This is a genomic window from Pseudarthrobacter xylosi (assembly GCF_055412765.1).
The window spans coordinates 200553-224447 of record NZ_JBVAYT010000008.1 but is presented as its reverse complement, the minus strand read 5'-3'; the positions used below and the strand labels follow the sequence as shown (position 1 = coordinate 224447).

Genomic DNA, 23895 nt, shown 5'->3' with positions numbered 1-23895 from the left:
CCGGAGCGCCAAGACGACAGGGAAAACAGAAGCGGTCAGCGCCTCCTCGCTGAGGTCGCTGCTGGGCACTACATCGCCGCCGGCCGGAAGAGCACCGGGACCGCCCGCGCCGCTGCAAGGAAGTCCGGCGGCATGGCTGCCGAACAGGGTTCCGGCGCCCGGCGTGATCCGCGCGTGGGCTATCGCAAACGGGTATCAAGTCAGCTCCTACGGCAAGATCCCGGTCAGCATCAGAGAGGCATTCCAAGCGGCCAACACCCGAGGCGAGGACCCGCAGCCCCATCGCGGCGCGGTTCCCTGGCGGGGCTACAGTTATCCAGCCCGCGGTCTACGACAACCTGGAGACGTCGGGGCGGCCGACTGAGTTGAAGTGCAGGAAGTTCTTCCGGAGCGCCGGAAGGTCAGCGGCAAGGAGCGTAAATACATGCCGGCATACGGGTTCCAAGCCGTGACCTTACTGACGGACGGGGGCAAGGTGGAACTCGCCGTGAGCCCGGAGTCACTGGACAGGCTCGCCAAGTTCGTAGTGACAGGTCGTAGAAAATCCGCGAGTCCGGAGTCTTCGCCCTGAAAAGATTTCCGTCAAGCTCCTTGCGTGGAACCCCGGCGTGGTGGTTCAGTTCTGTCATGCCACGATCCGCGGAGGAACCAAAGGCTGCCCAGCCTCCCGCGTCCAAGGAGGCGGCCAGGCGGAAGATCACCCGCCTTACTTACTGGTCGCTCCCGTTCGTGATCACCTTCGGGGTCCTGAACTTCTTCCCGAACATACCGATGCCCTGGGTGGTTGCGAAGGTGGCTGTCGAGATTGTCTTCCTCATTGTCTACGGTGTCGCCGTCATCAGGTTCTCCCTCTGGCAGCGCGACGAGTACTGGCGCGAGCGGGGCCGGGACCCCAAGCACCCCGAGCGCATTCCCGGAGACCGGCCGCCGGATAAAACCCCTGGTTAAAGGAACCTACAAGGCAAGCGTCCACGTCTGCCCAGTCGTGATTTCTGGCCGGTTCGTAGTTGCTGATCATCGGGTCCCAGTGCAAAAATCGCCATGGTGTACGCCAGGTGGCCGCGCATCTTATGTGGTGCGGCACGGCTCGAGCTGCCCGGTAGGGTGCCCGGTAAAGGATCCTTATTACACCCCGGTTCAGGGCGTGCTGTTGGGATGCCGTGTGTCGTTGTCGTCCTGTTCGGGGATGACCTGATTGGCGATCAGGTCCACGCGGTCGGCGGCAGTAAGCTGGTCATCGTTCTGGATAGCGGCAACGTCCCCGCCATCCACTTCCTCACTGCCGGCCGTCCCCGTTTCCTGGTCGGTGATGTGAGGGTCGTCGTCTTTGTGGCGCGCTTCGTCCAGGTGATGCTCCAGCTTCACCTCCGCGTCCCGTCGGCGTTGTCCGACGGTCCTGGTCTGCTGAGGGGTCGGCACCGCACCATGGGCATGCTGGTGCAGGCCATCCCGCATTCCTTTGCGTCTATCGCTCATAAGGGCATCGTCTCACCGGACCTGCCCTCCAGAAAGACCAAGCCAGGAAAGGATCATCAGGCAGACAGCAGGAAATCACCCTGCCCCGTGTGTGTGCCAGCGAGCAGTTTTCTAAAGTGGGGTATGGATGCACGCATCCGCGCAAAGAAATGACTTCGATGTCGAAGTCAGGTATTAGCGCCTCAAATCTAAAGGCAACCGAGTGCTACAAAGGAGCCCGCCCTGCGCCTAACCACCAGCCTCGTGCAGGCTACCTCGGACATTGGTATCTCGGACGTTGGTGCATTGCGGCTGCCGGGACCTTGGCCATCGTCGGGGTCAGGGTTTGTAAATGGTTCTGTGCTCACGGTCTGTTGTTCCCTGTGTTGAGGATGTCATGTCCCTGCGTCCGGCCTGGCCGAGGGGCTCCGCGTCTTGGCTGTCCTGTTCTCTGTTCAACCGTCGCCACGCTCAGGGTTGCCGGATGGTCTGCGGGGGTGTCCAGGTACGCGCAGTGATGGGTGCCCCAGCTCGCCTGACTCCAGCAGGGGTGGGCGTCGGCGTCAGGACCTGCGGGTCGGATCCTCGTTCGGTGATCCGGGATCAGGAAGGGGCATCGGATTCGGGGTCGGATCCGGAGGGGGTGGAACGGGGGACGTCGGATCGGGAGAGCCAGGACCTGGATCCGGGTCCGGAAAGGGACTGGTCGGAGATGGGGATGTCGGGTCCGGGGAACCGGGCGGGGGGACAGGGCTGGGTGGGAACGGTGCGGGTTCGCGCTCCGGAGGGATGGTCATGGCATCTCCTTTGATTCTGACCGGCATGGAGCTTTCAGACGTCATAGGTGGGTGCATCCGGTGACTGGTTGCCGCCGCGGGTGACGTGGACTTTCGTGGCGGATGTTCCGGATTTCTCCGGTAGCTGGACGCGGATTTCGAGGACGCCGTCGATGTAGCTGGCCTCGACAGTGTCAGGATTGGGCCCACGGGGTATCGGGACGTTGCGCGAAAATTCGCCGTAGCGCAATTCGCTCCGGTAGCCCGGCTGATCTTTGCTGGCCGGCTCTGCGCGGCGGGCCGTAATCTGCAAGGTGTCCTCTGAGACGTTGATGTCGATGTCAGTGTCGGGGTCGATGCCGGGGAGGTCGGTTCTGACGACCAAGGTGTTTCCGTCCCGGAATTCCTCGATTCGCAGCCAATCGTCCGTCTCACCCTGAAGGAAGCGCCGGACTGGTTCGGGCACGTCGATGCCACTGCGGCGGAAGAAGTTTTCCATGTCTTTCTCCTTGCTGAATTTGCCAGTGCGGGCCCGAGGAAGTGACGGTGTCTGCCTGTCCTCGGCCCAGATAGTACGGCCCCAGCCTGGCCTGGAACGGTGTCGGCCGCCACGCCAGGGACGTGGCCGCAGACATAAATCCCGTCCGGGGCGGAAAGCCGCCGCTGTCCGCGGCCGGTAAGCGGTCAGAGGCCCCGGACAACGAGGGAAGGTAGGTGAACCCGAGCATGAAGTGACCGGCGTCAGACCCGGCTCCTGCGGGTCACGGCCCCGAAGATCCCCAGCACGATCACGGCGCCAAGAATGGCCAGCAGCCAAGTCCTGAGGTCAAAAAAGTCGGCAAGGCCCCCGCCGAAGATCAGTGAGCCGATCCATCCGCCAAGAATCGCCCCGACGACGCCCAGAACCAGGGTGACCAACCAGCCCCCGCCCTGCCGGCCGGGCAGTATGGCCTTGGCGATGGCTCCCGCAATCAGGCCAAGCAGAAGAAATCCGAGAATTCCCATGACGCACTTCCTTCCAAGGGACCATCAGCGCCGGAATGACGCTATGTGCATGATTTAATCAGCATGCTTATCAACTGGCAAGGATCGTTTTACGATGGAGGAGTGAGCCGCGGGCGGATCGCCGGCGGCAACCAACGAGAGGAAGTGTCACTGTGGGTTTGGATGACAAGATCAAAAACACCGCCGAGAAACTGGGCGGCAAGGGCAAGGAAGCCGCCGGAGAAGCCAAAGGCGATCCGGGCCTGAAAGCCGAAGGCCAGGGCGACCAGGCCAAAGCTGATCTGAAGCAGGCCGGCGAGAAGGTCAAGGACGCCTTCAAACACTGATCCGGCCATGAGAAAGGAAGGGTGCAGCCCGAACGCGGGTTGCACCCTTCCTCCGTGTCCGGACCATATCGGGCAGCAGCGCAGGAATGAACGGGACGACAGCTGCTGATGTGTTCGAGCTCCAGGAGCTGGAGTCCCTGATGTCGGCGTCCACCCGCTGGAAAGAGGGGATGGATGCCAGACGTAACAGCGGGATCAGATACCGAGGTGGCCAGGGTGCGGCTATCGGATCATTCATGTCAGCGCTCCAGGGTAGCCGGCCGACGGGCGGGCGGTCCGCCGGCCCTTTCGATGGCGACCAACATCCGATTCATGAATTACCCGGTCAGGATTCCGCTTGGAGGCGGCAGAAGAAAGGGGGCCGACGGCGGCTGGGGGGTGGTGCGAACGGTCTCATGCCCGCACCACTCGCCGCCGGCCCCGGTCTTCACGGTAGGCGGCCGCCCGCGGCGCGCACACGAGTAGCGGGTACCTCTTTTAGCGGTGCAGGGCTACCCGCCGAGGCTGGCGCCCGCTGAGTATGTTCCCTTTCCTGGGGCTCATACTCCCATGCCGACCATTTGGACCGGCGGGACCCTTACAGGGATATCTGAGCCCGGAGCGACGTTCAGCGCGCCCGAGAAGGCCAAGCATGCTCGAGGTGATTGCGACCCAGAGCATTACCGAAACAAGGACGATGAGAACCGATGTGCGACAGTTCTGCGCTGAGATCTCAGCGCAGAACTGTCGCACATGCAGATTAGGTGCGGATGGTGCGGTAGATCCCTGTGTGGTCCAGGTCGCCGACACCTGCCGCGACCATGTCTTCGAACGCGTTTTAGAAGGCACGCCGCCAGCGGGAGCCTCAGCCCTATGTGCCCGGCAATTTCGGCGATGAACCGGAGGTCCTTCAGTTGGTTTTTGGCTGATCCGCCGCCTTCGAAGTCCCGGTCGATCCAGCGCCTTCCCTTTTGCGCGAGGACTTCGGAGTTCGCCAGGCCGCCGGCCAGCACTGCCTGGACTTTCTCCAGGTCCAGTCCTGTTGTGGCCGCGAGGACCATTGCCTCAGCCACGGCTGTCACTGTGGCGGCGACGACAATCTGGTTGCATGCTTTTACGGTTGACCCGGCACCGGTTCCGCCGTACCACATCGCTGTGGAGCTGTAGAGCTCGAAGGCCGGTGTCACGCGTTCCACCGCGTCCCGGGGACCGCCGACCATGATGCTCAGCCAGCCTTCCTCGGCACCTATGGTCCCGCCGCTCAAGGGGCGTGACATGAGATTCTTCCCAGCCCAAGGGGTAGTGACGCTTCGCGGCCTCCTGGGCGGAACCACCAACTGCAGTTGATGTCTTCTGCGTGAAGCACAGTGACCGTTAGGTGCTGGAAGATCCCAGGAAGATCAGCAACCCCATCGGCAACCTGACCCCCTCATCAACGATCTGGACCCGAACAGCGCCACAGCGATCTACTATCACCCGAGTTAGGCAGCAGCCGCACGCGCCACCCAGGCCGCGCGGAAAGCGCTTCAGGAGCAGCTGGCGCCCCTGAGCTGTGCCGGGCAGACAGCGGGCTAGCAGCGGGTTCGCACAACACTTCGCCAGAGCAGGCTGGCAGCGGCCGCTGCCTCCTGAGCTGCACCTGAAGCATGTGAAAGGCTGAGCGAACCATCTACAAAAGACGTCCAAGCATGACTGAAACCGTCAATGAGTCAGTGCCAATCCCCCATGGGGGCGCCCCGACCGCCGACTATGATCGGCTTGCTCGCAAGCTCCGGCCGCCGGAGCACTTCGGCCGCCGCGATCTGTCCAACAACGAGAGCTGCGCCGTCACCCGCTCCGCCAGCGCCGGATCTCGTTAGTCCGTCGTCTGCTAAAATGTCGAAGCTCAGATCCTACTGATGATCAGCTAAAAGGCCTGACCCGTGGCCCGGATCGCCACTTCTGAGACGTCGACGCCGGCGGGCTGGGACAAAGCCCACAGGAACGCCTCCGCGACGGCTTCAGGTGCAATAGCGGCGTCTGGTGCTTCGTTCCACAGGGGTGTATCCACGTGGCCCGGAGCGAGGTGCAGCACCCGGACACCGGTGCCCACGAGCTGCTGGCGGAGCGATTCAGCGTAACCTGTCACCGCCCACTTCGTGGCCGTGTATAGATTGCCCGGATACACCTTGCGGCCGGCCGTGCTGCCCATCAGCACGAAGTGGCCGCGGTTGGCGGTGAGCTCCGGCAGCGCAGCCTTCGCCAGGATTGCCGGGCCGTAGACGTTGGTGAGCACCATGTCCCGCCACCGTCCCGGGTCCCCGTCGGCCAGGTCGCCGGGAGCCGAGAAGCCGGCATTGGCCACCGCCACGTCCAGCCCTCCCATCGCCTCGACGGCATCGGCAACAACGCCGTGGGTCTGCTCCCAGTCCCCCGCGTCCGCCGCAACACCCACGACGTTCCCCAGAGCCGAACACGACTCGACGAACTCCGCCAGTCGCCCGGCTTCACGCCCGGTCGTGAACACGGTGTGCCCGGCGCGGAGGGACTCGCGGACCAGGGCGGCACCGATCCCGCTGGTGCCGCCCGTGACAAGTATGCGAAGCATCAGGACGGGTCCGCGATGCCGATGTAGCGCGTCTCAAGGTATTCCTCGATGCCCTCCGTCCCGCCTTCGCGGCCCAGGCCGGACTGCTTGACGCCGCCGAACGGAGCCGCCGGGTTGGACACGATGCCAGTGTTCAGGCCGAACATCCCCACGTCCACCTTTTCCGAGAGCCGCAGCCCGCGGTTGAGGTCGCGGGTGTAGGCGTAGGCCACCAGGCCGAACTCTGTGTCGTTAGCCAAGGCGATCGCCTCGGCTTCGGTCCAGAAGCCGACGACCGGCGCCACGGGACCAAAGACCTCCTCCTGCAGGATGCGCGCGGTGCCGGGCACGTTGCTCAGGACCGTGGGCGGGTAGAAGTAGCCCCCACCGTCCGACGGCGTTCCGCCGGTGAGGGCAATGGCTCCCCCGGCGACGGCGTCGCGGACCAGTTCGTCCACCTTGGCCAGGCTCTTGGCATCGATCAGCGGCCCTATGTTGGTGCCTTCCACCGAGCCGCGGCCCAGCTTCAGGGACGCCATTCGTTCCGCGAGGCGACGGCTGAACTCGCCGAGCAGCGATTCGTGCACGATGAAGCGGTTGGCGGCCGTGCAGGCCTCGCCCATGTTCCGCAGCTTGGCCAGCATGGCGCCGTCCAGGGCGGCATCCAGGTCGGCGTCCTCGAACACCAGGAACGGCGCGTTCCCGCCAAGTTCCATGGAGGTCCGCAGCACTTGGTGGGCGGAGTCGGCGATGAGTTGACGGCCCACGCCGGTGGACCCCGTGAAGGAGAGCTTGCGGAGGCGGCTGTCCCGAATCAGGGGTCCCGTCACCTCGCCCGGGCGCGTGGTGGGGATGACGTTCAGGACGCCGGAAGGCAGGCCGGCTTCCCGGAAGACTTCAGTGAGCAGGAGCGCCGTCAGCGGGGTCAGGTTGGCGGGCTTGAGCATCATGGTGCAGCCGGCCGCGATGGCCGGGGCGATCTTGCGCGTGGCCATGGCCAGCGGGAAGTTCCACGGCGTGATGAACAGGCACGGGCCCACGGGGCGCTTGGTGACCAGCAGCCGCGATTTGCCGTCCGGTGCCGTGGAGTAGCGGCCGGAAATACGAACGGCTTCCTCGGAAAACCAACGCAGAAACTCGGCCCCGTAGGCCACTTCGCCGCGGGATTCGGCCAGTGGTTTTCCCATTTCCAGGGTCATGGCGAGGGCAAAATCCTCGGCCCTGGACGTGACCAGTTCGAAAGCACGGCGCAGTATCTCACCGCGTTCGCGCGGCGGCGTCGCCGCCCAGGAGTCCTGGACCCGGGCCGCGGCGGCGAGGGCACGGCCGCCGTCGGCCGGTGAAGCGTCCGCGATCCATGCCAAAGTGACGCCGGTGGAGGGATCCTCGACGGCGGACGTGGCACCGTCGGATGCGTCCGTCCATTCTCCGTCGATGAACAGCTGCGTCGGGAGGGTCGCGAGGAAGGAGCGCTCTTTGTCGGTCACGGACGTTTCGGCCAGGGCGGGGGCTAGGGTGTTTTCCACTTAGAGCGCTTTCTCGAGGATCGTGCGGATTTCGACGGCGGTGGGCGGCACCGGGGTGTTGTTGATGACGGCGTCGGCCAGTGTGTCCTCCACGAGCGAGTCGAGGTCCGCTGCCGTGACGCCGAAATCGGCCAGCCGTGCGGTCATGCCCACTTCGCGGGCCAGGCCGGCGACGGCGGTGACGGCTGCCTCCGCGTTCGTCCCCGTAGTGGCTCCGGTGTCCCCCACGCCAAGCGCGAAGGCGAGGCGGGCGGTCCGGTCCAGGCGGTTGCGGAGGTTCAGCCGCAGCACGTCCTCGATCACCAGGCAGAGGGCCAGTCCGTGCGGGATGTTGAAGCGGCCGCCCAGCGGGTGGGCGATCGCGTGCACCAGGCCCAGGCCGGTGTGGGAGAAGCCGACGCCGGCAATGTGCGAGGCCAGAAGCAGCTGGGACCGGGCTTCGATGTCGGTGCCGTCGGCCACGGCGCGGGGCAGGAACTCGGCCACCATGGACACCACCTGCAGGGCGATGCCGTCGGAGTAGGGGTTCTGCCGGATGGACGAGTAGGACTCGATCGCGTGCGTCAGGGCATCCATGCCGGTGGCGGCCGTGGCTTTCGGCGGCAGGCCCAGGGTCAGTTCCGGGTCCAGGACCGCGGCCTTGGGCAGCGCGGATTCGTGGCCCACGTAGAACTTGCGGTGGGCCTCGACGTCGGTGACCACACCGAAGGCGTTGACCTCGGCGCCGGTGCCGGCCGTGGTCGGGACCGCCACGATGGGCAGCGCCGGGTTGGCGAAGTGGTTGCTGTAGTCCAGGCCGGCCCCGCGGGCCGGGTTCACGGCGCCCAGGGAGATCCCCTTCGCCGCATCCATGGAGGAGCCGCCGCCCACCGGCACCAGGACGTCCACGCCGGATCCCGCGGCCAGGTCGGAGCCGGCGTCCACGCACGTGGTGGTGGGGTTGGGGGTGACGCCGTCGAACACGGTGACCGAGAGTCCCGCGGCCTCGAGTGAGGTGCGGACGGCCGCCACGACGTCCGTGGTGGCGAGGAACTGGTCCGTGACGATGAGTGCGGACTTTCCGCCGAGCGAGGCAACAATCCCGCCCACTTCGGCCACTCTGCCGCGGCCGAAGTACGCGGTGGGTTTGGGGTCCAGGGTCAGTTCGGTGGAGGCGAGCTCCGCGTGGATCTGCATTCGGGTGTGCATGTCAGGCTCCTTCCGCTGCGGCACCGGTGCTGGTGCGCAGCTGTATGCCGATGGCGTCTTCGTAGAGTTTCACGGGGGTCATTTCGCCTGCTTTGTCGCCGTAGAGGGCCTTGGCGCGGCGGTAGAGCTGTTCCACGAGGGAGGACAGTTCCACGGGGACGCCGACTGAACGGGCCAGGTCCACCGACAGTCCGAGGTCTTTGCAGGCCAGGGCGATGGCGAAGCCCTCGTCGTAGTCGCCGTGATTGAGGATGGACAGGACGTCGTTCTGGACGAAGTTGGAGTTGGCCGGGCTGGCGATGAGGGCCTGGCGCAGGACCTCGAGGTCCACGCCGGCTTTGACGCCGGTGCTCAGGACCTCGGCGGTGGCCACGAGGTGGGAGAACCACAGTTGGTTGATCATCAGTTTTACGGCGTAGCCGGTACCGTGGCCGCCCACGTGCAGTATCCGTTCGGGGTCGCCCATGGCTTCGAACACCGGGCGGAGCCGTTCGACGTCGGCACGCTCGCCGCCGATGAAGATCTGCAGCATCCCGCTGGCGGCGCCGACGGACATGCCGCTGACGGGGGCGTCCAGGACGCGGATGCCACGGGTGGCGCCGGCCTCGCGGACCCTGTTGGCCACGTCTGGGACCGACGTGGACATGTCCACCCAGGTGCCGCCGTCGGGCAGTCCGTCCAGGATGCCGCCGGGCGCCATGGCCACCGTATCGACGTGTTTGGGTGTGGGCAGCATAGTGATGACGACGTCGGAGCCGGCGGCGACGGCCGCGGCGCTGTCCGCCCACTCGGCGCCGTTGTTGAGGAGCTCCGCAGCCGATTCCTTGCGGACGTCGTTGACGATCAGCTGGAAGCCGGCGGCCTGCAGGTTCCGGGTCATGCCGGAGCCCATGTTGCCCAGGCCTATGAAGCCGATGCGTGCCGTTCCGGGAAGCAGGGGCGCTTGCGATGGGGCCGCGCCGACGGAGGATGCGTGAGTTGTTGCGGTCATGGTTGAGGTCTCGTTTCCGGGGAGTCAGGCATCGTCCAGGGCTGCGTCGCCCAGGTTGATCCACGTGGTTTTGAGGGCGGAGTAGGCATCCAGTGCATGCAGGGAGCGGTCCCTGCCGAAGCCGGAGTCCTTGAAGCCGCCGAACGGTGTAATGATGTCCGCGACGTCGAAGGTATTCACCCAGACGGTGCCGGCTCGCAGTTCCCTGGCCACGGTGTGGGCCTTGGTGATGTCCTGGGTCCAGACGCTCGCGGCGAGCCCGTATTTGGTGTCGTTGGCCATCCGGACCCCCTCGGCGGCACCGCGGAATGTGCTGACGGCCAGGACCGGGCCGAAGATTTCCTCCTGGCCGATGCGTCCGGCGTTATTGACGTGGTCCAGGATTGTGGGCTCGAGGTAGTAGCCGTTCTCGACGCCGGCCGGCCGGATTTGGGTGCCGCCGGAAGCGAAACTGATGCCTTCAGCGTCGGCGATTTTGTAGTAGCCCAGGATGCTGTCCAGCTGTTTGTCGTCGATGATGGCGCCGATCTGGGTGGCAGGGTCCAGCGGGTCGCCGAGCTGGAGCGAGCGGCCCACCTTGATGACCTCTTCGAGCAGTTCGTCGTGGACGCGTTCGTCCACCAGCAGCCGGGAGCCGCCGTGGCAGGTCTGGCCGGCGTTGTAGAAGATGCCCCAGGCGACGGCGGACGCGCACGCGGCGATGTCGCCGACGTCGTGCAGCACCACCTGGGGCGACTTGCCGCCGAGTTCCAGGGCCACTTGCTTGCCGTTGGATTCGGAGGCGTAGCGCTGGAAGTACCGGCCCACCTCCGGGGACCCGGTGAAGGTGATCTTGTCTACCAGCGGGTGGCGGCCCAGGGCGGCGCCGGCCACTTCGCCGAGGCCGGGGGTGACGTTGAAGACGCCGTCGGGGACGCCGGCCTCAGTGGCGAGTTCGGCGAGGCGGAGGGCGCTGAGGCTGGTCTGCTCGGATGGCTTGAGGACCACGGAGTTGCCGGCGGCGAGGGCGGGGGCGACTTTCCAGGCGGTGATGATCAGTGGGTAGTTCCAGGGCACCACGGCGCCGATGACGCCGAGCGGTTCCCGGGAAATGATGGCGAGGGCGTCTCGCGGGGTGGGTGCGACGTCGTCGTAGACCTTGTCCAGGGCTTCGGCGTACCAGCGGAAGGTGCGGGCGCAGCTGGGGACGTCGACGCCGAGGGCGTCATTGATCGGGTGGCCGCTGTCCGTGGATTCCAACAATGCCAGTTCCTCGAGGTTTTCGAGGATCAGGTCGGCGAGCCGGGTGAGGACCTGCTGGCGATGGCGCCGGTCGGTCCTCGACCATGCCCCGGATTCGAAGGCCCGGTGGGCTGCCTGCACCGCGTCGTCGACGTCCTGCTCCGCTGCCGCCGCCACGTGGGCGGTCAGTGAACCGTCCCGCGGCGACACTGTGGGGAAGGTCCCGGCGTTGCGGGCGGTCCGGAAACTGCCGTTGATGAACAGGCCCGTGGCCGGGCGCTGGGCGGCGGCCCGGGCGATCCAGTCGTTCTTTGTTGCAGTCATGTCCCTGTTCCTTAGACCGAGTACTTCTTGACGGCGTCGTAGTCGATGACGGCGCCCAGGCCCGGCAAGTCCGGTACGCGGAGGGCGCCTTCTTCGTCGATGTCCAGCGGCTCCATGAAGAAGTCGCGGCGTTCAGGGGTCCAGCCCGGCGGGTCGTAGGGGAACTCCAGGTATGGGCCGGCGTCGACGCCGGCAGCGACGTGGAGGTTTGCCAGCAGTCCGAGGCCGTTGCTCCAGGTGTGCGGGGTGAAGAAGCGGTGTTTCAGGTTGGCGGTTTCGGCCACCTGGCGTGCCCGGTACATGCCGACGGCGAGGGCGACGTCGGGCTGGTAGATGTCGTAGGCGTCCGCTTCGATCAGTGCCATCATCTCGGCCATGCTGCGAACCATTTCGCCGCCGGAGACCTGGATTCCCGTCTGTTCGCGGACGCGCTGTGCACCTCTGATGTCGGCCTGCGGGAGGGGTTCTTCCAGCCAGCGGACGTCCAGTTCGGCCAGTTGGGAGGCGAGCTTGTGCACTTTGGACAGTTCCAGGGCGGGTTCGATGTCACCGCTCATGCGCCACATCTGGTTCAGGTCCACCATCAGGTCAAAGTCGCTGCCCACGGCTTCGCGGGCGGCACGGACGGATTCCACGCCTTCCTCGAGCCGGTCCCGGGCGATGCGGATCTTCATGGCCTTGAAGCCACGGTCTTTGGCGGCCAGTGCGGATTCTGCCCGGGCGGCCGGTGCCTTCAGTTCCCCGGAAGAGGCGTAGGCCAGCAGCTTGTCCCGGGCCCCGCCGAACAGGGTTGCAACCGGGAGTCCGGCCACTTTGCCGATGATGTCCCAGAGCGCGGCTTCGAGGGGCCAGTACCGGCCGCCGTGGAAGTTGATCGTTTCGATCCGGCGGACCTGGTTGAGGATGGCCATCGGGTCGGTGCCGATGAAGAGGTGCTCGTAGGCTTCGAAGCCGTCCATGGTGTCCCCGGAGCCTACGCCAGTGATGCCTTCGTCGGTGTCCACCTCCACCAGAGTGGCCGGGAACGACGTCCGGGGTACCGGATCCCAGGCGGCGCTGAAGGGAGGGTCAAGGGGCAGGACCATGCGGGTCAGCCGGATTGCGGTGATCTTCATTGTTGTCAGCCTCGCGGGGTGAAGAAGGGGTTGGACGGGGAGTTGCGTGCGTCGATCACGGCCGCGGTTGCGGGCAGCCGGTGTGCTCCGTTGGCGAGTGCGGTGCGGACGGATTCGCGGTTGTTGCGGTAGACGATGTCTTCGTCATCGGCGTCAGGGTTGACCCACACGGCTGCGATCACCACGTGTGAGTCGGCCTGTTCTTCGGTGACGGTTCCGTTGTGCAGGGCGTCCGCGACGCCAGCGGCGATGCCTGCCTGCGCCGCGCCCCAGATCAGGATCCCGTGCCGGTCGCTGGCGGGAGCCGCTTTGGTGACGAAAAGGGTCAGCGGCTTGACCGGAAGCGAGGGGCGGAGCACGGTGACGAAGGGGACGTGGCCTTCGCTGGGTGTGGCCAGTGCTGTGGCCCACGCCGTGCCGGCGGGACCATTCCGGTGGCCCAGGACGGTGTTCACGTGAGCTGCGTTGACGCCGTCGCCGATGAACGATTCGCCGATCTGGACATCTGCCTGCTCCTCGGGCAGCACCTGAACCTCGTGGGCGGTCTGTGTTTGAGTGGTCATGGTTAGATCAGTCCTTCGGATTCGAGCCATTCCTTAGCGATTTCGTCCGGATCGTCTCCGTCGACGTCGGCTTTGGCGTTGAGTTGCTGCATGACCTCGGTGGTGAGTTTCGGTGAGACCTTGGCCATGATGTCGGCGATGGCGGGGTACTTTGCGAGGATGTCGGCCTTGATGGTGAGGGCGCCCTGGTAGATGGGGAAGAACTGCTTGTCATCCTCCATGACCTTGAGTTTCAGGGCAGCGATCCGCCCGTCCGTTTCGAAGACTTCGCCGAAGTTGCAGTCCTGTCCCTTCTGGGTCGCGGTGTAAATGACTCCGGTGTCCAGCATGGAGACCTTCGCCTCCGGGCTCAGTCCGTACTGCTTCTGCAGTCCGGGCCAGCCGTCGTCGCGGGTTGAAAATTCACTCTCCATGCAGAAGGTCTGCTCCTTCGCTGGGAGGCTGGCTACGTCGGAGAGGGACTTGATGTTCAGTTCCTTGGCTTTGTCCTCGCGGACGGCAAAGGCGTAGGTGTTGTTCAGCGGGGCCGGGTCCAGCCAAGCGATGCCTTTCTTGGCGTCGGCGTCCTTCACGGCCTGGAACATTTCGGCTTTGTCCTTCAGTGGCGTGGTCTGCTTGTTGTAAGTGATCCAGGACGTTCCCGTGTACTCCCAGTAGCCGGCAAACTGCCCGGTTTCGAAGGCCGTGCGGACATTGGCGGAGCCCACCACGCTGGTGTTGGTGGTTGTTTCGGCGCCGTGGGCGTTGAGCATCTGGCTGGTGATGTGGGAGAGGATGAACTGCTCGGAGAAGTCCTTGGCACCGAAGACGCCGGTCAGTCCTTCGAGTTCGTTCCCTTTCGCCTCGCTGGTCGACGATGTCGCGGAACCGCCGCAGGCGGTAAGGCTCATGGCGGCAACGACGCCGGTGGCCAAGAGGGCGAGAACGGGTTTCTTCATGATGGGGTCCTTTAGGGTGATGGGAAGCAATGTCAGATGCCTTTGGGCTTGAGGAGGTCCTCGGCGAGGCCGGCAAGCCAGTCGATGGTGAGGGCAATGCAGGAGACCACCACGGCTCCGGTGATCAGGACAGGCCACCGCTGGAGCTTGAGGCCGTTGACGATCATGTCGCCCAGGCCGCCGGCGTTGATGAAGGTGGCAACGGTGGCAACGCCTACGCAGAAGACCAGGGCGGTGCGCAGCCCGGCCACGATCACGGGGATGGCCAGCGGCAGTTCGATCCGGGTGAGGACCTGCAGTGGGCGCATGCCCATTCCCCGGGCGGCTTCGGTGAGGCTTGAATCGACCTGTTCCAGGCCCACCAGGGTGTTCCGCAGCACGGGCAAGATGGAGTAGGCCACCAGTCCCACGAGGGCCACTTCGAAACCGAGTTTCCAGACGATCGCCAACAGGATCACCAGGCCGATGGCCGGCGTGGACTGTCCCACATTCGCGATGCCGAAGACCACGGCATGGACGGCTTTGGAGTGGATCCGGCTGAGCGCGATGCCGGCAGGGATGGCGATGGCCGCCACTATCGCCGAAGCCACCACCGTCAGCCGCAGGTGCTCAAAGGTCCGGTCCTGCAGGTACTGCCAGTTCAAGGTTCGCAGCTCGATCGAGTCCAGGGAGAGCGAAGAGATCCACAGGAACAGGGCGAGCAGGGCCAGGGCTATGACGATCGGGGTGCCGAACCGTTTGAAGGAGAAGTACTTCCCGCGGCGGTTGGACGCTGTTCCAAAGGCCGTGGAAAGGTCGCGGGTGGCCTGGGCTGTCATGGCCGGACTCCCCCGGCAAGGGCGCCCGCGCCAAGTGCCGGCGGAAGGATCTCTGCGCCCAGGACTGCGGAGATCTTTTCGATGTCGATCGAGCCCACCACCCGGCCCTGCCCGTTAACCACGGCCACCGAGGTTCCGCCGGAGAGCACCAGGGAGTCCAGGGCGTCGCGGAGGGAATCGTTGATGCTGACTTCGATGGCTCCGCGGACGGGGACGTTGGGTCCCAGGGCTGCCTGATGGACGGGGATAAGGCCGAGGCGCTTCAGGGCGGCGCCGTGGCCCACGAACTGGGAGACGTAATCGTTGGCCGGGTTGGCAAGGATGTTCGCCGGTGTGTCGAACTGCTCGATCTGGGAGCGTTCGGACAGCACTGCGATGCGGTCTCCGAGCCGGACCGCTTCGTCGAAATCGTGGGTGACGAAGACGATGGTTTTGCTCAGTTTTTCCTGCAGGCGGAGGAATTCGGTCTGCAGCTTTTCCCGGGTGATGGGGTCCGTGGCGCCGAAGGGCTCGTCCATAAGCATGACGGGAGGATCGGCGGCGAGGGCGCGCGCCACTCCGACGCGCTGCTGCTGGCCGCCGGAGAGCTGCCGGGGGTAGCGGGATGCGTACGATTTGGGATCGAGTTCGACCACTGAGAGGAGTTCTTCAACGCGGGCCTGGGTTTTGTTCCTGTCCCAGCCGAGGAGTTTGGGGACCACGGAGATGTTCTCGGCGATGGTCATGTGGGGGAACAGCCCGATCTGCTGGATCACGTAGCCGATCTGGCGTCGGAGTTCGTTCGGGTTCAGGGACAGGATGTCTTCCCCGTCGATGGTGATGGATCCGGACGTCGGTTCGATGATGCGGTTGATCATCTTCATGGTGGTGGTTTTTCCGCAGCCTGATGGTCCCACGAACATGATCAGTTCGCCGGGGGCGATGTCCATGGAGAAGGAGTCGACGGCGGGGCCGGCCTGGCCGGGGTACGTCTTGGTAATGTCGTTCAGGATGATCCGGGCGCCTGCGGCCGGACGGGAGATTGGTTCAGACACGAAGTCCCCTTGAGGTAGTGAGGCGGCGGATGAGCACGAACGCTCCATCCAGCAGGAGGGCAAGGATGATCACGCCGACGGTGCCGACGATCGCGAAGCTGATGGCATTCTTGGAGCCCAGGCTGGACAGGCCCTTGAAGATCATTCCGCCAAGACCCGGGCCGCCCACGTAGGCGGCGATGGCGGCGATGCCCATGGAAAGCTGGGCCGAGACGCGCACACCGGTCAGGACGACAGGCCAGGCCATCGGCAGCTGGACGCGGACGAGGGTTTTGACCCTGCCCATGCCCATGCCGAGTGCGGATTCGGAGACGGCGGCCGGTACCTCTTGCAGGCCCACCACGGTGTTGCGGATGATGGGCAGCAGCGCGTAGAACGCCAGGCCCACCACCGTGGGGGTCGAGCCGAGTCCAAGGACAGGGATGAGGAGTGCCAGCAGGGCCATGGACGGGATGGTCAGGCCCACGCCGGCGCCGGCGATGGCGACCGAGCGGCTGATGGGCTTGTCCCAGACAAGAACTCCGATGCCGACGCCGACCACCGTGGCGATCAGCAGGGAAACCAATACAACCACAAGGTGCTCGGTGGCGGATTCGGCGATGTCTGCCGATCTCTTCGTGAGGAACGTACCGAAGTCCGAGAAGAACGAGTCGTTCAACGTGATCCTCCTTTTCACTTCGTCGGGTCAAGGATCGTGGCCCACATCTGCGTGAGCCGTGCCACAACCGTAGATCCGCCGTTCCCTTTTGCGCAATGCAAGTTGTTGATATGTCAACGCACTGTTGTTATGGTCATCATGTGACTGACTCTCTGAACGGCGCAAACGCCGCCCCTGAAACGACTGCCCGCCCCGCGCGCCGCAACTCTTCCGGACTCAGGCGCGACCTGGAACTGCTGGAAATCCTCGGTTCACCCGAGGCCGCCGCCGCCTCGGGCCTGGGTGTGAGCAAGGTCGCCGACATTGCCGGCCGGGACAAGGCCCAGGTTTCCCGCACCTTGGCCACACTTGCTGAAGCCGGCTTGGTGAATCGTGATCCAGAGAGCCTTCTCTACAGCCTCGGATACGGGCTCTATGCCTTGGCCGCCAGGACGGCCGAAGCTCGCATGGTGGCCGCCGCAGCCCCCTTCCTGAAACGTGTATCGGCCGCGACACATGAAACGACACACCTTTGCGTGCTGCGCGGTGGAACGGTGCTGACACTCAAGAGCGAGATGTCCAACCACACCTACCGGGCGCTGGGGTGGGAGGGCGTGAGCGTGGACGCATGGGGAACGTCAGCGGGAAGGGTCCTGGTCAGCGACTGGGACAAGCCGGCCCTGCGGGATTGGTACGACGGCCATGCCGCGGAGACATCGGTGAACCAGCCGCCGGGAAGGCAGGAGTTGTCTCCGCTGGCCCTGGAATCCGGCCAAACCCCAGCGGCAGTCGGACACATCCCGTCTAAGATCAAGACATTCGACGACCTCTGCGAGGAAATCGCACTTATCCGGCGGCGCGGATATGCCGTCGTGGACGAGGAGTTTGAACTGGGCGTCGTCGGCGTATCCGCACCCGTATACGACTTCAAACAACGAATCGTCGCCGCCTTCAACGTCAGCGCACCAAAGCAACGCTTCGGCCGGCACCTCGAACAGGCCGGGGTCCTTGCGGCCAAGGTCGCGATGGAGTTCTCTGTAGCGCTCGGCGCAGCCATTGATCCAGGAGCCAGAACCACCTCCCAGCAGCCGAAGCCGTAGTTGCCGCGCAGGGAGCAATCGGACGCCACCGGCTACGTCGCCGGGTACGCCACCGCTAATGATGTGTCCGTGTGAAGTCACTAGCTCCGCACCGCACCATTCAGTGGCTGCAGAGCGAGACCTGGGAGAGGTCCACCCCTGGTTTGCAAATTGGAGCCGAGCGCCAAAACTGGACGTTCCCATGGAATTCCTCCTGTTCGGCGAATCCGACACCGCAACGGGTGGGTCCGGATAGACAACGCAGAAGGACTCCCGCGGCAGCCCTATACAGTCGCGGCACCGACACATGCCGCAGCCCCCTGACCGCTCTGGGCCCTGTCGCCCGGTGGAAAGGCAGGCACCCACGTGACCAAGCCAAAAGGCGCTACGCGGCCTTCCGATAGCTGACTCAGAGTCGCCAGCAGCCTGTCCTAACGCACAACAGCTATGCAGCAGCCGGACGCGCCATCGCGGTTAGCGCTGAGGGCCCCGCGGTGCCTGGGCGGCGGGACCCTCAGATCCGGCCGCAGGGGTGCGCATGTCTCGGTTCTACAGGACGCCAGCGGTGGAGACGAGCTGGGCCCGGCCCTCTTCGAGCCGGTAACCAACGCCGACCACCGCGGCGGAGTAACCGTCCACCGCCTCGAAAATCACCCGTGAACTGTCCAGCAGCCGGAGCACGGTCTGCTTGACGTGTTCGACAACCATGTCGTTGACGTCCGTCTTTCCCTCACGCAGCGATCTCAGCACCGATGGCGTGATCCGTTCAACCAGATCGCGGATGTGGCCCTGGGGCAACTCCCCGCTTTCCATGGCGTCTTTCGCGGCAGTGACGGCGCCGCAATTGTCGTGTCCGAGAACAACGATCAACGGGACGTGGAGCACCGCGACCGCGTACTCGAGCGAACCGAGAACGGCGTCGTCGATCACGTGCCCGGCTGTGCGCACCACGAAGACGTCGCCCAGGCCGACGTCGAAGATGATCTCCGCGGCGAGACGGGAGTCCGCGCAACCAAAGATGACTGCGAACGGACTTTGGGTGTTCACCAGCTCGCTGCGCCGGGAGGCGTTCTGGTTCGGGTGCAGCGAATCTCCCGACACGAATCGCTCGTTGCCGTCAAGCAGGCGATGCCACGCCTCGTATGTGCTGATTCTGCTACTCACCTCCTTACTGTAAGGGGGCGCAGCGACGCGCGAAGAAAAGAACACTTAGGCGACAGCCGAACAACGCGCTCGTCGGGCGCGCGGAACGCCACCAATGGCCATCAAGCGGCTTGTTCTGGTCAGCACCCTCAGGTGCGAAAACGGGGTCGTCAGCCCGCTTGCATTCATTCTGCAAGCAGATCCGGGACGTCATCCAGCGGACTATGCCGGACAGCCACCGAATCCGGGCCACACGCCGTACGAGCCGTTCCGATAAGTCACGCCGGGACCTCGGTCGAAAGGTTGAGCTTGCACGTCAGGAAGGTTCGCCGCATAGAGTCTCCACAATTCGATGCGTGACTAAAGAGCAAACAGCCATGAAAAGCATGACCTGCAAGCAACTCGGTGGCCCCTGCGACCTCACATTCCGGGGAAATACAGCGGGACGAGATCATCAACGCACAGGACCAGCACCTCAAGGAAGCCGTCCAGGCTGGTGACCCAGCGCATCAAGAGGCCCGTGATGCGATGAAGGGCCGCTGGAAGAATCCGATCAAGGGCATGGGTTGGTACCGCGACCACGAAGAAGGCTTTCGCCGCTCTTCGCGAGGAATGAGCCGCCAAATCCACGCCCAATACGTCCAATCAGAACCGTGAGGACAACGATGGAGCTTCTGGCCCACAGGGATCAGGCCTTCCAAAGCAGCCTTGGCGACTTCGCCTGCAAACCTTTTGCTGGCATGAAGGCGTTTGACTCGGAGAGATCCGGGAACTTCTGATCCCGTCGAGCTTTCGCCTGTGACAGCTCGCTACGTGCCTGTGCCCGTATGACGCAGTCCGACACCCAAATCGGGCCGGTTCAAGGTTTCCTACCACCGACCGCACCTCACATGGGACGTGCGGTTCTTTGCTGTGCTGACAAAGAGTCCGAGGCTCCAGCCGGACCTGCACCATCGGACAGCAGGCGCGCCCGGAGGCAGCACCTCCTGCCCACAAGAACCCGGCCGGCATCCAATCTCCTCACAGCGACCGCACCTCTACGGCAATCTCATGATCTGCTCAGCCGAGCTCAATCAGAATCGCCCATTTATGCCCTCACCCAGAAACGTGTCTCGGGATTGGCCGGGAATATGGCGCCGGTCAATAGCGTCTTGCGGGGTGAGTGCAGGTGGGCGGCGACGAGGCCTACACTGTCAGGATGAAGGTGACGGCCAGCGAAGTGCCTGTGCATTAAGCCGAGTACGGCAGCGGCACACCGGTTGTCGCCCTGCACGGGGCCGGCGTGGATCATCGCGAGGTCGCCGACGCCCTTGAACCGATATTCACCAGGATTCCCGGGTTTCGGCGCTTGTATCCGGAACTGCCGGGGATGGGCCGCACCCCCCGCGCACGGACGGTCAAGAGCAACAATGACGTGCTGGACGCTCTGCTGAGCCTGATCGACAGCACCATCGGTGATGAGCCGTTTCTTGTATTGGGTCATTCATACGCTGGGTACCTGGCCGAGTGATCGCCAACCGGAGACACGGCCGGGCCATCGGGCTCGCGCTCATCTGCCCCGTTGGCGCGCATACGCGTGACGTGCCCCAGCACCAAGAACTCGTTTCGTTGGCTGATCCGGCCGGCGAACTGGACCCGGATCTCGAAGCCACGTACCGCAGCTACTTCGTGGTGCAAACGGCGGAAACACTGCGCCGGTTTCAGGAGGATGTGGCTCCCTCTGCGTCCCTCGTTGACGAAGACGGCCTGATGCGGATCTTTTCGCACTGGGAGCTGGCGGACGAGCCGGCTGCCGCGAAATCCTATCCCCATCCAGTTCTAATCCTTGCGGGACCCCAGGATGAAACGGCCGGGTACACAGGCCCCTTGGAACTACTTGACCACTACCCCCGCGCTACCTTTGCCATGCTCGATCGCCAGCCATGCGCTGCTGCACGAGCAACCCGGCCTGGTGCGCGCACTCGTGGTCGAATGGCTGGCACGCGTGTGCGGGCAATCAACAACCTAACCACACGTCCCACCGGGCAGGCCGGCGTGGCCGGCGCCTGTGTGGCTGGGCGTTCAACTGGCTGGCGCCACCACGTCCTGCAGCACTGACCTGTCGAAAAACCGACCTCGCCCGTTGCCTCGAAGTCGCCACTCCAGGGTCACGGACTGTTCCTCCAGGTCACGTCGCATGGAACGCCCGGACGCATGAAGTGGTGCCGGCAGAACCTACAGGACGGACGGAAATCCAACGTGAACGACCGCCCGTGGACAGGGTGTGGACACTGTCCACACCCCTTTGGCCGGACAACCGGCCACATTCCCGCTCCCTCAGACTCCAAGGTGGAGCGAAAATAGCGAGAGGATCTCAAGGAATCTCGTCCAGGTCATGTCATCAGCGCAACCACGAGACATGAATAGGTGACAGACCAACTACGGCCTCCACATCAACCGGAAAGGAGACACAAAAGCCCCCACATCCCAGCAAACTGAGGCCCTACCCGCCAGGGCTCCGACCCGCCACCCACATAATTTCATAGGCGAATGCGCCGCCAGGCACGGTCCGCGGCCGGCCTCAAGGGGCCGCCGGAGGATAAATGTACACACATCAGAAGCAAAAAACGCCTCTGACGTGGGAAAACGTGCCCGAGGTGGGACTCGAACCCACACACCTTTCGATACCGCATTTTGAGTGCGGCGCGTCTGCCAATTCCGCCACTCGGGCGCGGAATACGTGGTGCAAACCGGTACGCCCACAGCTGATTGTGAGCAACGCGATCGCTTCACGTACGCGGAATTACTCTACATGCAGATAGGCTGAATTCCAGAATCGCGCCACTGACGCCGCAATAGACCATGCAGATCAAAGTACGGCCGGGGGCGCACCTAAGATGGTGATGTCCTCGCCGTACATTTCCAAGGAGATCCCGTGACTGAACAAACGGAGTCAAACCCCACGTCCCAGCCGGCGCGCCGCGTCATTGTGGCCGAGGATGAAACCCTCATCCGCCTCGACATCATTGAGATCCTGCGCGGCGAAGGTTATGACGTGGTGGGCGAAGCCGACAACGGCGAGAAGGCCGTGCAGTTGGCCGAGGAACTCAAGCCGGACCTGGTCCTGATGGACGTCAAGATGCCCATCATGGACGGCATCACCGCGGCCGAGAAGATCGTCAAGGCCCGTATCGCCCCCGTCGTGCTGTTGACTGCTTTCAGCCAGAAGGAACTTGTGGAGCGCGCCCGCGACGCCGGCGCCATGGCCTACGTGGTCAAGCCGTTCACCCCGGCTGACCTCATCCCGGCCCTGGAGATTGCGCTCTCCCGCCACGAGGAAATCAAGGCCCTCGAAAGCGAAGTGTCGGACCTGCAGGAGCAGTTCGCCACCCGCAAGCTCGTCGAGCGCGCCAAGAGCCTGCTGACCACCAAGATGGGCCTGACGGAGCCTGAGGCTTTCCGCTGGATCCAGAAGACCTCCATGGACCGCCGCCTCAGCATGCGCGAGGTTGCCGAGACCATCATCAACCAGGTCAACTAGAAGATTCTAGGTTGAGCTTGTCGAGGTTTCGACAAGCTCAACCACCGGACGGCAAGCTCAACCAGCCGGGCGACAAGCCCAACCACCGGACGAAAAAGGACCCCTGCCAGTTGGCAGGGGTCCTTCGTCTTAAGTTGCTATGCCGTCGGCCAGGGACCGAGCTTCTCCCTGGGAGCACCTTCGCTGGCGTCGCCCAGGCTGCCGGCGTCTGCAAAGTCGCCCACCCTGTGCGCCTTCAGCGAGTTGGTGGAACCGGCCTTTCCGGGAGGGGACCCGGCGGCAATGATCACCAGGTCACCGTCCTCGACGAGCTTCATTTCGAGCAGGCTACGGTCAACCTGCGCGGTCATCTCGTCGGTGTGGCCCACCATGGGGACCAACACCGGCTGGATGCCCCAGGTCAGTGCCAGCTGGTTCCACACGTGCTCCACCGGAGTGAAAGCGAACACCGGCCGAATGGGACGCAGGCGTGACAGGCGGCGTGCGGAATCACCGGACTGGGTGAAAGTACAGATGTACTTTGCTTCCAGCTGGTCGGCGATTTCGACGGCGGCGCGGGTGATGGCGCCGCCACGGGTCTTGGGCTTGGTGCCCAGCGGCGGAACGCGTTCCAGGCCGTGGACCTCGGTGGATTCGATGATCCGGGCCATGACCTTGACGGTCTCGATCGGGTACTTGCCCACGCTGGTCTCGCCGGACAGCATAACGGCATCTGCACCGTCGAGCACAGCGTTGGCGCAGTCAGATGCCTCTGCACGGGTGGGGCGCGGGTTGTCGATCATTGATTCGAGGACCTGCGTGGCCACGATGACCGGCTTCGCCCAGCGGCGCGCCAGTTCGATGGCGCGCTTCTGCACGATCGGCACTTCCTCCAGCGGAAGTTCCACACCGAGGTCGCCACGGGCCACCATGATGGCGTCGAAGGCGTCGATGATTTCGTGCAACTGCTCCACGGCCTGCGGCTTTTCGATCTTGGCGATGACGGGCACGCGGCGGCCTTCTTCGTCCATGATCTCGTGCACGCGGACGATGTCGGAGGCGTCACGCACGAACGACAGGGCAACCAGGTCAACACCGCGGCGCATGGCCCAGCGGAGATCGTCCTCGTCCTTTTCGCTCAGTGCCGGCACGTTGACCGCAACGCCGGGAAGGTTGATGCCCTTGTTGTTGGACACCATTCCGCCCACGGTTACCACGGTGACAACCTTGACGTCGTCGACCTCGGTCGCCCGCAGGGCCACCTTGCCGTCGTCGATCAGCAGCGCATCCCCCACGTTGACGTCCTCGGTGAGGCTCTTCAGAGTGGTGGAGCAGATGTCCTTGGTGCCCGGAACGTCCTCCGTGGTGATCGTGAAGACATCACCTTCGGCCAGTGCGTGGGGGCCGTCCACAAAACGACCAAGACGGATCTTGGGGCCCTGCAGGTCAGCCATGATTGCCACAGGCTTGCTCAGCTGGGCTGCTGCCTTGCGGACATTCTCGTAGGTGTTGTCGTGCACGGCGTAGTCACCGTGACTCATGTTCATCCGGGCAACATCCACACCGGCTTCCAACACCGCGAGCGTGTTCTCAAAGCTGGCAATTGCCGGGCCAAAAGTGGCCACAATCTTAGCGCGTCTCATATACCTACCCTAGTAGTGTCCTGCATTGGTTAAGTTGTTGTGGAGGTGAATCCGCGGCGAACTGACAGG

Annotated in this window: 26 protein-coding genes and 1 tRNA gene; 8 read left to right on the top strand and 19 right to left on the bottom strand. The window is 64.4% G+C overall.

The window, feature by feature from the left end; genetic code table 11:
* Window positions 1-163: 163 nt before the first annotated feature.
* From ACZY1F_RS17100 to ACZY1F_RS17090, 3 genes are read left to right on the top strand one after another with little or no spacing between them, the layout of a single operon-like run.
* On the top strand, window positions 164-364 hold the full coding sequence (locus tag ACZY1F_RS17100; protein ID WP_463943267.1) for an Lsr2 family DNA-binding protein: 201 nt from the start codon (window positions 164-166) through the stop codon (window positions 362-364).
* 6 nt (window positions 365-370) lie between these two features.
* A complete protein-coding gene (locus ACZY1F_RS17095; RefSeq protein ID WP_463943265.1) occupies window positions 371-571 on the top strand; it encodes a hypothetical protein in 201 nt (66 codons plus the stop codon).
* A gap of 56 nt (window positions 572-627) precedes the next feature.
* Window positions 628-948 carry a hypothetical protein gene (locus ACZY1F_RS17090; RefSeq protein ID WP_463943264.1) on the top strand — a complete coding sequence of 107 codons (321 nt, stop codon included), beginning with the start codon at window positions 628-630 and terminating at the stop codon, window positions 946-948.
* A 189-nt stretch (window positions 949-1137) separates the two neighbouring features.
* Here ACZY1F_RS17090 and ACZY1F_RS17085 read toward each other — a convergent pair whose 3' ends face one another.
* The 3 genes from ACZY1F_RS17085 to ACZY1F_RS17075 form a co-directional block, all read right to left on the bottom strand.
* Entirely contained in the window at window positions 1138-1476 is a 339-nt protein-coding gene (locus ACZY1F_RS17085) for a hypothetical protein (protein ID WP_463943262.1), read from the bottom strand.
* Window positions 1477-2286: 810 nt separating this feature from the next.
* Window positions 2287-2730 carry an Hsp20/alpha crystallin family protein gene (locus tag ACZY1F_RS17080; protein WP_463943260.1) on the bottom strand — a complete coding sequence of 148 codons (444 nt, stop codon included), beginning with the start codon at window positions 2728-2730 and terminating at the stop codon, window positions 2287-2289.
* Between the two features lie 242 nt (window positions 2731-2972).
* Window positions 2973-3236 (bottom strand): GlsB/YeaQ/YmgE family stress response membrane protein, encoded by a 264-nt coding sequence (locus tag ACZY1F_RS17075; RefSeq protein WP_463916005.1) that lies wholly within the window; start codon window positions 3234-3236, stop codon window positions 2973-2975.
* 152 nt (window positions 3237-3388) lie between these two features.
* Between ACZY1F_RS17075 and ACZY1F_RS17070 the strand changes: the two genes are divergently transcribed.
* The gene (locus ACZY1F_RS17070; protein WP_463943258.1) at window positions 3389-3562 is read left to right on the top strand and encodes a CsbD family protein; all 174 of its coding nucleotides are present in this window, start codon (window positions 3389-3391) and stop codon (window positions 3560-3562) included.
* A 659-nt stretch (window positions 3563-4221) separates the two neighbouring features.
* Here the strand turns inward: ACZY1F_RS17070 and ACZY1F_RS17065 are convergent.
* From ACZY1F_RS17065 to ACZY1F_RS17010, 12 genes are all read right to left on the bottom strand, one after another.
* Entirely contained in the window at window positions 4222-4818 is a 597-nt protein-coding gene (locus ACZY1F_RS17065; protein WP_463943256.1) for an NAD(P)-dependent oxidoreductase, read from the bottom strand.
* 629 nt (window positions 4819-5447) lie between these two features.
* The gene (locus ACZY1F_RS17060) at window positions 5448-6128 is read right to left on the bottom strand and encodes an SDR family oxidoreductase (protein WP_463943254.1); all 681 of its coding nucleotides are present in this window, start codon (window positions 6126-6128) and stop codon (window positions 5448-5450) included.
* A complete protein-coding gene (locus ACZY1F_RS17055) occupies window positions 6128-7609 on the bottom strand; it encodes an NAD-dependent succinate-semialdehyde dehydrogenase (RefSeq protein WP_463943301.1) in 1482 nt (493 codons plus the stop codon). Before ACZY1F_RS17055 ends, ACZY1F_RS17060 begins: the two co-directional genes overlap by 1 nt.
* A 24-nt stretch (window positions 7610-7633) precedes the next feature.
* The gene (locus ACZY1F_RS17050) at window positions 7634-8821 is read right to left on the bottom strand and encodes an iron-containing alcohol dehydrogenase family protein (protein WP_463943252.1); all 1188 of its coding nucleotides are present in this window, start codon (window positions 8819-8821) and stop codon (window positions 7634-7636) included.
* Window position 8822: 1 nt separating this feature from the next.
* Window positions 8823-9812, bottom strand: coding sequence for an NAD(P)-dependent oxidoreductase (locus ACZY1F_RS17045; RefSeq protein WP_463943251.1), 990 nt, complete (start codon window positions 9810-9812; stop codon window positions 8823-8825).
* A 24-nt stretch (window positions 9813-9836) separates the two neighbouring features.
* On the bottom strand, window positions 9837-11357 hold the full coding sequence (locus ACZY1F_RS17040) for an aldehyde dehydrogenase (RefSeq protein WP_463943249.1): 1521 nt from the start codon (window positions 11355-11357) through the stop codon (window positions 9837-9839).
* A gap of 11 nt (window positions 11358-11368) precedes the next feature.
* The gene (locus ACZY1F_RS17035) at window positions 11369-12472 is read right to left on the bottom strand and encodes a mandelate racemase/muconate lactonizing enzyme family protein (RefSeq protein WP_463943247.1); all 1104 of its coding nucleotides are present in this window, start codon (window positions 12470-12472) and stop codon (window positions 11369-11371) included.
* Window positions 12473-12477: 5 nt separating this feature from the next.
* Entirely contained in the window at window positions 12478-13035 is a 558-nt protein-coding gene (gene fae, locus ACZY1F_RS17030) for a formaldehyde-activating enzyme (protein WP_463943245.1), read from the bottom strand.
* Between the two features lie 2 nt (window positions 13036-13037).
* Window positions 13038-13973, bottom strand: a complete 936-nt coding sequence (locus ACZY1F_RS17025) for a glycine betaine ABC transporter substrate-binding protein (RefSeq protein ID WP_463943244.1) — start codon at window positions 13971-13973, stop codon at window positions 13038-13040.
* Window positions 13974-14005: 32 nt separating this feature from the next.
* Window positions 14006-14791: an ABC transporter permease gene (locus tag ACZY1F_RS17020; RefSeq protein WP_463943243.1), complete on the bottom strand. Its 786-nt coding sequence runs from the start codon at window positions 14789-14791 to the stop codon at window positions 14006-14008.
* Window positions 14788-15825: an ABC transporter ATP-binding protein gene (locus ACZY1F_RS17015; protein ID WP_463943241.1), complete on the bottom strand. Its 1038-nt coding sequence runs from the start codon at window positions 15823-15825 to the stop codon at window positions 14788-14790. Before ACZY1F_RS17015 ends, ACZY1F_RS17020 begins: the two co-directional genes overlap by 4 nt.
* On the bottom strand, window positions 15818-16483 hold the full coding sequence (locus ACZY1F_RS17010; protein ID WP_463943239.1) for an ABC transporter permease: 666 nt from the start codon (window positions 16481-16483) through the stop codon (window positions 15818-15820). The genes ACZY1F_RS17015 and ACZY1F_RS17010 overlap by 8 nt, the downstream gene beginning before the upstream one ends.
* Window positions 16484-16623: 140 nt before the next feature.
* Here ACZY1F_RS17010 and ACZY1F_RS17005 point away from each other — a divergent pair, with 140 nt between their 5' ends.
* Complete coding sequence (locus tag ACZY1F_RS17005) at window positions 16624-17562, top strand: IclR family transcriptional regulator (protein WP_463943238.1); 939 nt, start codon at window positions 16624-16626, stop codon at window positions 17560-17562.
* Window positions 17563-18090: 528 nt separating this feature from the next.
* Here ACZY1F_RS17005 and ACZY1F_RS17000 read toward each other — a convergent pair.
* Window positions 18091-18705 carry a carbonic anhydrase gene (locus ACZY1F_RS17000; protein ID WP_463943237.1) on the bottom strand — a complete coding sequence of 205 codons (615 nt, stop codon included), beginning with the start codon at window positions 18703-18705 and terminating at the stop codon, window positions 18091-18093.
* 399 nt (window positions 18706-19104) lie between these two features.
* The gene (locus ACZY1F_RS16995) at window positions 19105-19329 is read right to left on the bottom strand and encodes a hypothetical protein (RefSeq protein WP_463943235.1); all 225 of its coding nucleotides are present in this window, start codon (window positions 19327-19329) and stop codon (window positions 19105-19107) included.
* 622 nt (window positions 19330-19951) lie between these two features.
* Here ACZY1F_RS16995 and ACZY1F_RS16990 point away from each other — a divergent pair.
* Entirely contained in the window at window positions 19952-20194 is a 243-nt protein-coding gene (locus ACZY1F_RS16990; RefSeq protein WP_463943299.1) for an alpha/beta fold hydrolase, read from the top strand.
* Between the two features lie 71 nt (window positions 20195-20265).
* Window positions 20266-20781 (top strand): hypothetical protein, encoded by a 516-nt coding sequence (locus ACZY1F_RS16985; RefSeq protein WP_463943234.1) that lies wholly within the window; start codon window positions 20266-20268, stop codon window positions 20779-20781.
* A gap of 531 nt (window positions 20782-21312) precedes the next feature.
* Here the strand turns inward: ACZY1F_RS16985 and ACZY1F_RS16980 are convergent.
* Window positions 21313-21394 (bottom strand) — tRNA-Leu (locus ACZY1F_RS16980).
* A gap of 204 nt (window positions 21395-21598) precedes the next feature.
* Here ACZY1F_RS16980 and ACZY1F_RS16975 point away from each other — a divergent pair.
* Window positions 21599-22204 (top strand): ANTAR domain-containing response regulator, encoded by a 606-nt coding sequence (locus ACZY1F_RS16975; RefSeq protein ID WP_463913557.1) that lies wholly within the window; start codon window positions 21599-21601, stop codon window positions 22202-22204.
* A 137-nt stretch (window positions 22205-22341) separates the two neighbouring features.
* On the opposite strand, the gene pyk is transcribed toward ACZY1F_RS16975, so the two are convergent.
* Complete coding sequence (gene pyk / locus ACZY1F_RS16970) at window positions 22342-23826, bottom strand: pyruvate kinase (RefSeq protein WP_463913554.1); 1485 nt, start codon at window positions 23824-23826, stop codon at window positions 22342-22344.
* Between the last annotated feature and the right edge of the window lie 69 nt (window positions 23827-23895).